This is a genomic window from Terriglobus sp. YAF25, from assembly GCF_052113305.1.
Lineage (GTDB): Bacteria > Acidobacteriota > Terriglobia > Terriglobales > Acidobacteriaceae > Terriglobus.
Genome location: NZ_JBFRCY010000109.1, coordinates 1 through 13,069, shown reverse-complemented (window position 1 = coordinate 13,069; position 13,069 = coordinate 1). Strand labels below are relative to the sequence as shown.

At 55.8% G+C, this 13,069-nt stretch carries 9 protein-coding genes; 7 read left to right on the top strand and 2 right to left on the bottom strand.

From position 1 onward, the window contains the following. The 3 genes from AB4043_RS06365 to AB4043_RS06355 form a co-directional block, all read left to right on the top strand. Nucleotides 1-2,880 (top strand): TonB-dependent receptor (locus AB4043_RS06365; protein WP_442306693.1); only part of this gene is annotated, 2,880 nt, incomplete at its 5' end. After that, entirely contained in the window at nucleotides 2,802-3,464 is a 663-nt protein-coding gene (locus AB4043_RS06360) for a hypothetical protein (RefSeq protein ID WP_442306692.1), read from the top strand. The genes AB4043_RS06365 and AB4043_RS06360, both read left to right, overlap by 79 nt. Before the next feature lie 66 nt (nucleotides 3,465-3,530). Then, a complete protein-coding gene (locus tag AB4043_RS06355) occupies nucleotides 3,531-4,979 on the top strand; it encodes a glycosyl hydrolase family 28 protein (RefSeq protein WP_442306691.1) in 1,449 nt (482 codons plus the stop codon). 456 nt (nucleotides 4,980-5,435) lie between these two features. Here the strand turns inward: AB4043_RS06355 and AB4043_RS06350 are convergent, their stop codons facing one another. Next, nucleotides 5,436-6,509, bottom strand: coding sequence for a LacI family DNA-binding transcriptional regulator (locus AB4043_RS06350; RefSeq protein WP_442298953.1), 1,074 nt, complete (start codon nucleotides 6,507-6,509; stop codon nucleotides 5,436-5,438). 324 nt (nucleotides 6,510-6,833) lie between these two features. Here AB4043_RS06350 and AB4043_RS06345 point away from each other — a divergent pair, with 324 nt between their 5' ends. Next, nucleotides 6,834-7,169, top strand: coding sequence for a PadR family transcriptional regulator (locus AB4043_RS06345; protein ID WP_442306690.1), 336 nt, complete (start codon nucleotides 6,834-6,836; stop codon nucleotides 7,167-7,169). A gap of 9 nt (nucleotides 7,170-7,178) precedes the next feature. Continuing rightward, nucleotides 7,179-9,836 (top strand): ADOP family duplicated permease, encoded by a 2,658-nt coding sequence (locus tag AB4043_RS06340; protein WP_442298955.1) that lies wholly within the window; start codon nucleotides 7,179-7,181, stop codon nucleotides 9,834-9,836. Between the two features lie 214 nt (nucleotides 9,837-10,050). On the opposite strand, the gene AB4043_RS06335 is transcribed toward AB4043_RS06340, so the two are convergent. Continuing rightward, nucleotides 10,051-11,133 (bottom strand): aminotransferase-like domain-containing protein, encoded by a 1,083-nt coding sequence (locus AB4043_RS06335; protein WP_442306689.1) that lies wholly within the window; start codon nucleotides 11,131-11,133, stop codon nucleotides 10,051-10,053. 105 nt (nucleotides 11,134-11,238) lie between these two features. Between AB4043_RS06335 and AB4043_RS06330 the strand changes: the two genes are divergently transcribed. Then, nucleotides 11,239-11,688, top strand: a complete 450-nt coding sequence (locus AB4043_RS06330) for a carboxymuconolactone decarboxylase family protein (RefSeq protein WP_442299334.1) — start codon at nucleotides 11,239-11,241, stop codon at nucleotides 11,686-11,688. A 197-nt stretch (nucleotides 11,689-11,885) separates the two neighbouring features. After that, nucleotides 11,886-12,803: an NADP-dependent oxidoreductase gene (locus AB4043_RS06325; RefSeq protein WP_442298957.1), complete on the top strand. Its 918-nt coding sequence runs from the start codon at nucleotides 11,886-11,888 to the stop codon at nucleotides 12,801-12,803. The last annotated feature ends 266 nt before the right edge of the window (nucleotides 12,804-13,069 follow it).

Genomic DNA, 13,069 nt, shown 5'->3' with positions numbered 1-13,069 from the left:
GCGGTGGTATTGCTGGCGGCCACCGCGGTTACGTTCGGACAATCGTCCTCCGGCATGCGCGGTAGGGTCGTTGATTCATCGGGTGCGGTAGTTCCTCATGTACAGGTCATAGTGCGCAATCTGGACACCGGTGTTGACAAGCAGACGGAGACGACAGGAGCCGGCGAATATTCGGTGCCGTTTCTTCCCGTAGGCAGGTATGAGGTCCGCGTAAATGCAGTTGGATTCCAAGTATCGCAACAGACCAACCTAACGCTCACCACCAATCAAATTCTTGATGTGAGCTTCCGCCTGCAGCCAGGCGCAGTCACAGAAACCATCAATGTTGATTCCTCGGCTCAGGTCCTGGACTATGACAAAGCCGACCGTGGTGACCTGATTGAAGCAAAGCGCATTGCCGAACTTCCGGTCAATACCGGCAACACGTTCAATCTCGCCACCCTTAGCGCCGGCGTGACATCCACCACGACGGGACAGCGTTACGACAATCAGAGCGCGCAGTCTTTGGCGATCCATGGCGCTTCTGTCGAGTTCAATATCGATGGAGTCACCAACTACAGTCTCACAGGCGGCCAAAACTATGCCTTCCCGCCGCCTACCGCAACTGTTCAAGAATTCAAAATTACAACAAATGCGTTTGACGCTGCTTCTGGCCGGGCTCCTGGCGGGTCAATCGATATGACCCTCAAGTCAGGCACGCAAAAGCTCCATGGCACAGTCTACGAAATCCTTCAACGGGTCTTCATGAACGCCAATACCTCGACAAATGGCGCTTTCATTCAGCAGGCGACGGCCGCGGGGAATCCGATCGCGCAGTACAACAAGCCTGCCTCGTCACAAGATCAGTACGGCTTTGAGGTCGATGGTCCCGTCATCATTCCTAAGCTTTGGGGACCGGAGAAGAAGACCTTCTTCACCATTTCGTATGAGAGGTTTTACCTCAGGGGAGTTGGGAATGCGGCTGCTTCTGTTCCTCTACCTGCCATGATCAATGGTGATTTCAGTTCGTTGCTGACCGCAAATGGTGCCACCTATAACCAGCCCATCTATGACCCCACGTCCGAGGCATCGTGCACGGCGAACAACACCGATAATGGCACTTATTCGAACGGGAAGCCTCATACGTGCCGCTACCAGTTTGGATATGGGCCTGGAGGCGCTCCAGGGCCGCAGGGGAACCCAGTCCTTACCGGGCGTGCGAATGTCATTTCTGCAGGCCGCCTGAACCCGGTAGGCCAGGCGATTCTTTCCTGGTTTCCAGCGCCTAATATTTCTCCTACGCCGACCACAGCTAACAATTTCTCTAACAACTATCTTGGCACGACTCCTGGTACTGCTCTTCAGCGCCTGTATCTGATCAAGGTCGACCAGAACATCGGTGACAAAGATACTGCCAACGTCACGCTCAAGCTCTGGACGGACAACAATACGGCGAATGGCGCATTCCCTCGCAATGATGTAAATGCTGCTCATCCCGGACTGAACTACGCCGCAAGCATTGCCCACTATCTCAGCCGCTATAAGAACCCGTCGGGCACTGTGGCCTGGACCCACACCTTTAGTCCTCATCTCGTCAACAACGTCAAAGTTTCTATTCTTGTGACCAATCAGACTGACAGTACAGGACCAGGGAATGGCTTCAACCCGACCAGTCTTGGACTTCCGGCCAGCATCTCCGCCGCTAATCCAAACTATTTCAACCGTTTCCCGCTCGTGAACTTGACCGGATATAACGCGCTGGGTTCAATCGCTGGTCTCAATCGCGGTGACAACGAACTTCAATTTACAGATGTTGTGAACCTGGTGCGCGGTAACCATTCCATCCACTTTGGCGCGGATCTTCGTCCCATCCAATACAGCCAGCGGTCGTCTAATGCGGCGGGTAGCGGTCTTACATTCACTGTCGGGAAGGCTTGGACACAGCAGTGGGACACAGTTGTGACTGGAGGTGCGACCAATATTTCAACCGCGGCGGGTTATAGCGGCAACGCCCTCGCATCACTCCTGACGGGAACGTTGGATTCAGGTAGCGCGGGCTCTCAGCCCGACAACTATTTTTCCTCGCATTACTACGCTGGGTTCGTGCAGGATGACTGGAAGATTCGGCCGAATCTCACCTTGAACCTGGGCTTGCGTTGGGAGAGCCTCGGCGCCCCTGTTGATCGTCACAATCGCACCATATCCGCATTCGATACCACCTCTACCAACCCGATCAGCAGTCAAGTCAATTTCTCCGGATTGCCTATCTCGACGCTCCTTGGTGGGATCACATTTGCTGGCGTAAACGGACGTCCGCCGGCACCGTTTGAGGCCGCGCTCTCGCAGTTTGGTCCCCGGGCTGCGTTCGCTTACACCGCGCATCGCAACCTGGTGGTTCGTGGTGGCATCGGTGTGTACTATCAGCAGACCGGTTCCGGGAACCAGTATGCGGCCCCGCAGACTGGCTTCGCGACAACAACGAACTACGTGGGCTCGTTTGACGGCGGCGCTACACCGCTGCACAACCTTTCCAATCCGTTCCCTACGTTCCAAACCTCCGTCGGCAATTGTGGCGGCGATGCAAGTGCCTGCCTGACAACCAACGCGGGACAAGGGCTCTCTTTCATCAATCCGAATTACCGTCCGCCTCTGGTTCTGATGTCGGCATTTGGCGTCCAACAGCAGTTGACCAAGTGGGACACGCTGGAAATTTCTTACGCGGGAAACCGCACCTATGGGCTAACGTACTCTGACGATCTGAACCATATTGGTGCCGCCGCGCAAGCCGCCTGCGATCCGAAGCGCGGTGGCGTGGGCACCAATTGTACGAACGGCGCGAGCAATGGCACCGGGTTTATCAGCTTCCGATCGAGCGTGGGCACGGGATTTTTCCGAACCTGAACCAATATTTGGACTACATCATAGGTGGATGGCAGGTCAGTAGCATTATGACCTATCAGTCTGGTCTGCCTTTTAACATCACTGGATACGAGATCGACTCTACGGCGAACGGCGGCTACATCCTGCCAAGGCAGCGCTTCTTCCCCGGTCAACCGAATCCATACCACACTCAGGCGAACAGCAATTCCTATGTGCAGGCATTCAAGCCTTGTGTCGGARCCCGTGACCCCAATACGGGTGTTGTCACGCTGCAGGCATACTCCGTTACGGCTGGATGCACGGGCGCGAACTTCATTTCCATTGGTACTTATGGTGTCGTCCCCAACACCGTCTATACCGGAATCAGGCTGCAACAGTTCGTCAACATTGACGCAAACATCAGCAAGAACTTCCATATCTACGAACGTATCGCGGCACAACTTCGCCTGGACGCGTTCAATGCTGCCAACCACGTCACCCAGTTCTCCTCGGGCTATAACACCACTGCCGGAGATGCGAACTTCGGTACCTATCAGATGGGCACAGCAGCGGGTGGGAACATCAGCAATCGAATCCTTCAAATTACCGGAAGGATCAACTTCTAGTAGCATCTCGGCGGCAGCCAAGCCTGCCGCCGACCTCAAAACCTCATCGCTTGCCCGGAGATTTTGGTGGGATATCGCCCTCTGTTCATCATTCTCTGTTTTATATTTCTCTGCATACCTTCTCCTGGAGAGGTCCTGACCGCAGCGGTGCCTGCCGGTATGCCTCAAAACAAGAACTACGTTATCCATGTCGAGGCTTCGAAAAAACCATGGCGCCAAGTCGACTGCTATGAGCCAGAAGTTGATATGCGCTCCCCCGCTAGGGCGGCAATGGCAGCATTTGAGTTTGCGGGGAAAGTCCGCGTTTCCATTGATGTGGCGTACGAGGTTCACATCGTACGGGTGCGGCCTGCTTCTCTCGGCATAAAGCCTTCGGTGTGGAGAAGACGGATTGAGTTTGAATTGGATCGTCCGGCGAATTTATCCATTGAGTTGAACGGAGACACACACCACAATCTGCATCTGTTCGCCGGTTCACCCGATACCTCGGTGCCGGCAAAGACGACCGACGGCGTGCACTACTTCGGCCCCGGTTTGCACCGCCCGGGTGATGTCCTGCGCCTCCAGAGTGGCGAAAGTCTTTATCTCGCGCCAGGGGCAGTTGTGGTGACAAGCGTCGTCTGTGACCGCGTCAGCAACGTTCACATTTTTGGTAAAGGGATTTTTTGGCACGCTAAGGATGGTATCCGTATTGACGACTCGAAGCATGTGCTTGTGGAAGGTGTAACGGTCATGAATCCGGATCATTATTCGGTACTGATCGGCAATTCATCGGATGTGACTGTTCGCAATGTGAAGTCCTTCAGCAGCAAAGGCCGGGGAGATGGCATCGACATCTTCACAAGCAAGCACGTTCTTGTAGACGGCGTCTTCATGCGCAACTCCGATGACTCAATTGCTATCTACGGTCACCGGTGGAACTACTACGGTGATACCGATGACATTACTGTCTCTAATTCCACGCTGTGGCCGGACGTCGCGCACCCTATTCTGGTCGGGACACATGGCAATTCGGACAGTCCGGAACTCATTGAGCATCTGACGTTCCGGAACATCGATATCCTTCAGCAAAATGAGCCGCAGATCGACTACCAGGGTTGCCTCGCTCTGAACGCTTCCGATGGAAACCTGATCCGTCACGTATTCGTGGATGGGATGAGGGTCGAGAATATCGAGAACGGACAGCTCTTGAACGTGCGCGTCACGTTCAACCGAAAGTACGCGAAATCGCCGGGCCGGGCTGTTGAAGACGTATATATAAAAGACCTTAGCTATCCAGAGACGCGTCCTGGGCTTTCGATCATCAATGGGTATGACGAGAGCCATATGGTCCGCCGCATTAAGTTCGAAAATCTCCGCGTCGGAGGGAATGTGATCTCAGATCACATGGCTGGCAAGCCAGGGTACTTCAAGACCGGAGATATGGCCGAAATCTTTGTTGGCGATCATGTGGAAGACATCACTTTCATAACAACAGAAGAAGCAGCGAATTTGACGACTGTAACACGGCCGTGAGATTCGGCGCCGCCGAATCCATGACTCTCGGCGAGCCTGGCGGGGAACTATTGGGAAGGGCGGAAACGGCGACCGACCCTATTGGTTGGGCCGCTAACGATGTCCACCGACGCATTTCTATTCGACTCCACGGCTCGTTTAACGCGTCATAACGTGCGCGTAACGTTCAATTCGCCACTTTTAAGTGGTTGATAATAAAGGATCGCGGCTTAACGCCGGCGACTAAACTGTTCCGAACATTGACGGGACACCCTATCTCTCTGAGACTCCTTTCGAACACCAGAATAGGAGCCGAAATGAACCAACGAAGCTGGCAGAGGGACACGGTCTTGCTCACCATGACAACAGCAATGGATCGGATGCTTTTTGCCGATGACAGGATATCGGGCAACGCAAGCTTCGCGAGAGCAAGTCGAGTCGTTCCCAAACGATCGCACCGTGGTCAGAAAAAGGCGGTTATACCGGCTCGGCRGTCTTCTTGGAGCGCGGATGAACTCCGCAAGATTCGCGCACAATAAGGGTAGCCGGCAAGAGTATCTTCTCCGGTGAACGGCTAACGTCGCTCCCGGAAGTCTCAATCCGATCCAGCAGAAGCCGAAAGGCTCGCCGTGCCAGATCCACCGCAGACTGTCCGACCGTGGTAACTGGCGGCGCGATCAGGGGTGCCAGTTCGAAATCATCGAATCCTATGATTGCGACTTCGGAGGGGATCTTTACTTTTCGCTCCGAAAAAGCTCGTAGAAGATGGACTGTGGTTCGGTAATTGGTAGCGAACACCGCCGTGGGAGCGTCTTGTTTTAGACGGACGCTATCAACCCAGTTCATGGCTGCTTCTAAACAGTCGACCTTCATGGAGAGGTTCGGGCGAAGCCCGTGCGCCGACATTGCGCTTCGGTAGCCCTTCATGCGTTCCGCAACCGGATAGGCTTCGCTGTCGAAACCAACGCAGGCAATCCGTTTGTGGCCATGAGAGATCAAATGCTCCACTGCGTCTTCGGCCCCGGCCCGGTTCTCAATCAGCACAGCATCCGTTCCAAGTCCTTCTAGCGGTCGGTCGAAGGCTACGATTGGAAGCCCCCCCTCGATGACACGCTTCATGCGGTTGGCATCCAGGGTTCCAGAAGTGACTAAAAGCAAGCCTGATAGCTTTCGCCGGGCCATTAGTTCAGCCTGCTGGGTCTCCAACTCGACATCGTGCCCAGATGAAACGATCAAAGTCAGATAACCGCTTTCTCGCGCGAGCTTTTCAATCGTGTTCGCACAATGTGCGAAGAAGATGTCTGATAGATCGGGCACAATCAACCCGATCATCATTGCTCTTTGCCCCTTGAGTAGGCCGGCCGCCTCGTTCCGTTCATATCCCAGTTGCTGGATCGCGGTGAGGACTTTCTTCTTTGTTTTTGGCTTCACTGCTGGATGGTCATTGATGACGCGTGAGACTGTCATTACGCCAACCCCGGCTACTCTTGCAACTTCACGAATTGTCGGCGTCTGCCTCGGGGACTTTCCCACGCCCTTCTTTTGTGCCACTCAAAACTCCCTAACCGAGTGCCGACATCGCGACGCCTGCTTCGCCTGACTAAGCGAATGTTTTAGTTGGAACATGATATCGCAGTTTGATGATCAGCCAGTTCAGTTCAGGGAGGAGATCGCTTCTTAGGTCTCGAAAACAATCTCGCTGGTACCTCGTTTCCCGCGTGTCTTCGATCGTATATAGGAAGTCAAGTCTAGTCCGGTGGCTGCAGGGGAGAGCTAGCCTACTGATTTTCATAGATTCTAGGAGATGTCGGCTTCTCCTATTGACTGTCTATAAGAGCAGCGTTATTGTCTTATAGGCAGTCAATAGGAGACTCAATGCCCGCCACCCCTCAAACCGATCTCCTGCAAGGAACACTCGATCTCTTGATCCTGAAGGCCCTTGCGCTCCAGCAATTGCACGGCATGGGGATATCGCGCCGAATTTCACAGATTACGAACGGAGCTTTCGATGTCAAAGCAGGCTCTTTGTTTCCTGCCTTACATCGCATGGAGCAGGCGGGTTGGCTCACTTCCTTTTGGGGGGAATCGGAAACCAATCGGCGCGCGAMGTTCTATTCGTTAACGAAGGCCGGCAAGAAACAGCTTCAGACCGAGTCGGAGCGGTGGGAACGGATATCCCTCGCTATGGCAACTGCCTTGCGCACCACATAAGGAGGCTCTGTGATAAGTCGACTGCTTGCTCTTTGGAACAATATCTTCCGTAAAAGACAACTTGACCGTGAACTCGACGAGGAGATCCGGGCCTATGTCGAACTGGTGTCAGCCCAGAAGCTACAGGAAGGCATGACGCCTGAAGAGGCTTACCGTGATGCCCGCAGTGAGATGGGAGGAATCGATCAGGTCAAGCAGAGTGTTCGCGACGTCCGCATAGGAGTTTCGCTGGAGAGGCTCGCGCAGGATATCCGGTATGGTATTCGGGGCCTCATTAAGAATCCTGCTTTTTCTCTTGTCGCTGTAGCTACGCTAGCGCTCGGAATCGGCGCGAATACTGTGATCTACACGCTGATGGATTCGATTCTGCTGCGGCCGCTTCCTTATGCGCAACAGAACCGCCTGATGCGAATTTCAGGCACCACATCTCCGATGTATCCGAAAGGATGGATTCGCGCACTGGGCTCCAACTCCAAGGCGTTTACTTCCATCGCCGGCTTCGGCGCTGACGCTGAATACAATGTGTCGGTTTCGGGATTACCCGAGCGGGTCTTTGGCGCTAAGATCACCACGAATGCACTCGACACATTGGGGATTCACCCGGCGCGGGGCAACTTCTTCAGCGCCGAAGACGCCATCGCTGGCCAGGATAACGACGTGATCCTGAGCTATGGCTTCTGGCGCCAGCATTTTGGCGGTGCACCCGATGCGCTGGGGCGCACGATCCGTATTGAAGGTGTTTCGCGGCGCATCATCGGCGTGATGCCGGCGGGTGTTCACTTTCCTTATGCAGACACACAGTTCGTCATCCCGGTGTCGTTCCGCCGCGATGCCCCAACCGATCCATGGACCGACTTCGATCTGCAAGCGTTTGGCCGATTAGCCGACGGTATAACCCCTGCGCAGGCGCAGGCTGAGCTACGCAGACTGCACGGTCTCCTGTTGCCCACCTTTCCCTGGCGCATGCCGGACGTGTGGGCCTCGGACATGACAGTGTTATCGCTTCTTGAGGCCCAAACCGGGCAAATGCGTCCGCGTCTTCTGTTGCTGTTTGGCGCAGCCGGCCTCATCCTTCTGATCGCTTGCGCGAATGTAGCCAATCTAACGCTGGCACGCGCGACTGCGCGGGAGCGCGAAATTGCGATTCGAAGCGCCCTCGGCGCATCGGGGCGCCGACTCATCCAGCAGTTACTTTCAGAGAGCGTAGTGCTCGGTGTGACAGCTGGTTTTGTGGGACTCGCCGCAGCTCTTGCGAGCCTACGCATCTTTGTACGGTTGCTTCCCGCCGACACCCCGCGCATTGAAGATGTTTCGCTGCACACAAGCGACATCCTCTTTACTCTTGGAGCTTCCATCTTGACCGGAATACTCTTCGGGCTGATCCCATCCATCAAGATGGCATCCATGAATTTGCTCTCGACATTGCGAGTCGGGGGCCGCGGCATCGCCAGTCGGGTGGCCACCTTTGCCGTGTCGGTGGCGCTTGTGATTGCACAGATCGGCCTCTCGGTTGTGGTTATTGCCTCCGCCGCACTCATGCTCCACAGCCTCTACCAGCTTTCGCGGGTCGACCCCGGCTTCCGCACAAGTGGAACGGTGACCGCTGAGATCGCCCTGGACGCAGGAGCTTGCAAGGACAAAGGCCGATGCGGCTCCTTCTTCCAGACCCTGCTCGAAAATGCGCGGGGCATTGCCGGTGTTGAAAATGTGGGTATGGTCAATGCGCTACCCCTGAGCGGTCTCGACAACAACTATGTGTATGATGCGGAGAACCATCCGCGCGACCCTCGGCAGGGTGCGCTCCTGGCGAGTGGTCGAGTGGTTTCACCCGGTTACTTCGACGTTCTGGGGCTACACCTCGTACGCGGCCGTCTGTTGAATGCGGAAGACGCCTCCGGCGCCAGCCATGGAGCCGTCGTGAACGAACAAATGGCCCAGCGGCTCTGGCCCGACCAGGATCCCATAGGCAAACATCTGCTCGACGTAAACGACTCGCCCGCCCCAGCCGTTTGGGATGCCACTAAGGCGTCGGTGATCGTCGGCGTCGTGCGCAACACGCTCGAAGGCGGTCTCGCCGGCGGCTTCAACGACGAAGTGTACTTGCCAATGACGCCAGGACGCGTGCAACCAGACATGTACCTTTTGCTACGCACACATACACCGCCCGCCGCAACCGCATCGGATTTGCGACGGGTCGTGGCGAGCATCGACTCTCAGGTTCCGGTCACGCGGGTTCGGTCGCTCGATGAAGTGGTTGCGGGCTCGGTCGCCGCGCCTCGTGCCCTCGCCTTCCTGCTGCTCGGTTTCGGCAGCCTTGCGGTCGTTATCGGGGCGATCGGCGTCTACAGTCTCATCTCCTACGTCGTGAGCTGGCGCACGCGCGAGATCGGCCTGCGCCTCGCACTCGGAGCGCAGCGTTGGCAGGTTGAGATGGCGGTCGTGCGACAGGGCCTGCTTCTGGCCGGGGGAGGCTGCCTTGTCGGACTCCTCGGCACGTTTGCAATGAGCCGCCTTTTGCAGAGTTTTCTATTTGAAGTAAACGCTCTTGATCCGGTCACGTTCTGCACCGTACCGGCGCTGATGGGGATCGTTGCCGTGATGGCAGCATGGATTCCCGCGCGTCGCGCTGCCGCAGTTGACCCAATGGTTGCACTTCGTGGAGATTAGAGTCGACCTGCAATAGGCCTGACAGAAGCTGTACACGCAGCAGCCATTCAACCAATCCACCATGTTTGGCCCCCTCGCCACGAGCGTGGCTAACTCGCGGTGTGCACGGCAATTCTCGGCCAATTTCGGCTGCTTCGGTGAGCGCTCAAGCCATCGATCACGAAAATACGATCTTCCTCTATGGTGAACATGGGGAGCATCCGCCGGTACGGACTCATCGAGAGAGAATCGCTTCTAAAACCGAAACGCCCCTTTTTATCTCATTTGCATTACACCCTGCGAAGCCCAGAAACAACGCGGGCTTCTGCTCGTACCGGTTGACAAATGAGGAGATTGGACTCACTTCCAATCCGAGTTGTTCTGCCCGTCGTTTCAATGCCATTTCGGTGATACGCGTCTTGATCCAGGCCACGGTACACATCCCCGATTGCGCGTGTTCCACATCGAGCAGGCCAGAAAGACGCCGATTCGCTTCTTCCGCAAGCAGCTGCGAACGCTCCGAGTAGACCTGCCTCATCCTTCTAACGTGGCGGCMGAAGTGGCCTTCGTTGATGAATTCCGTCAGCACGGCCTGATCTAACGTCGGCGCATGGCGATCCATGAAGCTTCGTGCGACTCTAAACGCTTCAACTAACCGTTCCGGCACAACGATGAACCCAATGCGAAGAGCGTTGAAGAGCATCTTGGTAAAGGTTCCAACATAAATGACCGACCCAGATCGATCGAGATTGTGCAGTGACGCAATCGGCTTCCCGGAATAACGATATTCGGCGTCGTGATAACCACCTGCGTCACCTTGCCCGTACAAAGAACGCGGTGCTTTGCGATAAACGCGCGCCGCGATCCGCGCCCACTGTTCGACTGGAAACAGATCGATCGCCGGTTCGTAGCTCCGAAACGCCTTACCGATGGAATGCGAAGCAGGCTTGAGAGATGTGGTCTTAAGAAGACTCTGCGTGCGCTTTGCTATGGTCGCTCTGGAGATTGCCTGCCGGGACGGTTTTTGTTTCACCGGAGAGGTCATCTCCCACCCTGGCGCCGGTAGGACAAAGGTGCCAGCACTCACTTCCGACGAAATGTATCCCTCAGCCTGAAGTTGCTGGAATGCYGCCACGACTGTACCTCGGGCAAAGCTGTATTGTTCTGCCAGATTTCTCGTAGACGGCAACCGTGCTCCAGATTTCAGTCTGCCATCAATAATTGCGGAACGCAGCTCGGTATAGAGCCAGCGCCACATCTCCTGGCCGTCCTGCCTTGGTTCTAAGACCAGGTCTTGAAATGTCTCTCTCTTCGGCACTGTTCAGACACCTTGACTATGGACTAGTCATCCCCGCCGATTATGGACCTTCCGGCTATTCCATTCCAATATAGCCTGACTATGGGAGGAGAATACACCTTGAAGATGAGATTGGAGCCGGTGAAGGTTTCACCCCCTGCTTACCATGCGATGCTCGGATTAGAAAGCTTCGTAAGTAAGTCATCGAAGCTTGAAGGATCTCTCCTGGGACTGGTCAGGATGGGAGCGTCGCAAATCAATGGGTGTTCCTTCTCCATTGATATGTATTCCAAAGATGCGCGTGTGAATGGTGAGACCGAGCAGCGTCTCTATGTCTTGTCTGCGTGGCGAGAAACGACCTTCTTCACCAACCGCGAACGCGCGGCTCTCGCATGGACCGAAGCATTGACGCTTATCATGGAAGGCCACGCGCCGGATGAGGTCTATGCCGAAGTCCGGAAGGAATTTGGTGAAGAAGAACTGGTCAATCTCTCATTGGCGATCATTACGATCAACGGTTGGAATCGGCTTGCGATAGGTTTCCGCGCGATCCCAGGCGAGTATCAGCCAAACTAGAGCATCTTTCCTGTTGCTGGGTATCCCGGGAGGAGTGTTCAGCGGCGTTTTCATTGAGGAAAACGCCCATAGATGCAAAAGCCCTGCACTACACCTACAGGAAAAAGCTCCAACTTCGATTTACCAAGGGGCAGTTCCTATGAACAAACATGGCACGACTACCGGACAGGCAAGAACTCGACATGGGGAGGTAACCGATGAAAGCGATTGTAGCTACAGATCAGGCAGCGGGAATGGCTGGGGTAAAGCTCGTAGAGCGTCCCGAGCCGCAGGCGGCGATCAACGACGTCGTTGTTCAGGTTTATGCGTCGGGATTTACCGGGGATGAGCTGTCGTGGCCCTCTACCTGGACCGATCGTGTCGGCCGTGACCGGACGCCCTCAATTCCGGGACACGAACTGGCGGGAGTGGTCACTGCTATCGGCTATGGCACGACGGGGCTGTCGATTGGACAGCGAGTGTTCGGTCTCACAGACTGGTATCGCGACGGTACGCTGGCGGAGTATGTGGCGGTTGAGGCACGCAACCTCGCGCCGCTTCCGGGTGACGTTGACTTCACGGTGGGCGCAGCCCTCGTGATGCCGGGCTTGACCGCGTGGCAGGGGCTCTTCGAACACGGCCGTCTTCAGGCGGGACAGCGCGTCCTCGTACATGGTGCGGCCGGCGTAGTCGGTTCGATGGCGACGCAGCTCGCGCGTGATGCGGGCGCATATGTCATCGGCACCGGGCGCGCGGCCGGCCGTCAGACGGCCATCGAGTTCGGAGCGCAGGAGTTCGTCGACCTCGACAGTGACGCCCTGGAAGATATCGGTGAAGTTGACCTGGTGTTCGATGTCATTGGCGGCGAAATCGCGAAGCGGTCAGTGGGCGTGATTCGCGCCGGAGGAACGTTTGTGAGCATCACCGGTCCGGCAGAGGAACGGCCTGCTATTGGCCTGGCAGTGGATTTTGTTGTCGAATCCGATCGCTCCCAACTAAGTGGGATCGTCAGGCGCGTGCGCGACGGACGGCTGCGGACGAACATCGGCAGTGTCTCGACCCTGGACGAAGCCGTCGCTGTGTTCAATCGGACTGACCGACGCAAAGGGAAGACGATCATCTGCCCTCGCCCGTAAGGACTCGAGATTGCCTAAGCCCAGCATCTCATCGGCCCGCCTGTACATACGGTGAGCTCTTAACCCGATCCATTGATCTCACAGGAAAATTCCGAGCCATGGCACGAATCGAACTTCCCACGCGGGATCAAGCTCCCGCCGAAACCCGGGAAATTCTCGACGAGATGGAACAGCGTTTGGGATTTCTTTCAAACGGACTTCGGTTGCTCTCCATGAGTCCGCGTGTTTTGCAGGCGTATGTTGACCTCCAGACCACGATGTCGCAT

What these genes read in the sequence shown, in the direction of transcription:
- AB4043_RS06330 (WP_442299334.1), top strand. Translation starts at nt 11,239, where the DNA reads ATGAGATTGGAGCCGGTGAAGGTTTCACCCCCTGCTTACCATGCGATG.
- AB4043_RS06325 (WP_442298957.1), top strand. Translation starts at nt 11,886, where the DNA reads ATGAAAGCGATTGTAGCTACAGATCAGGCAGCGGGAATGGCTGGGGTA.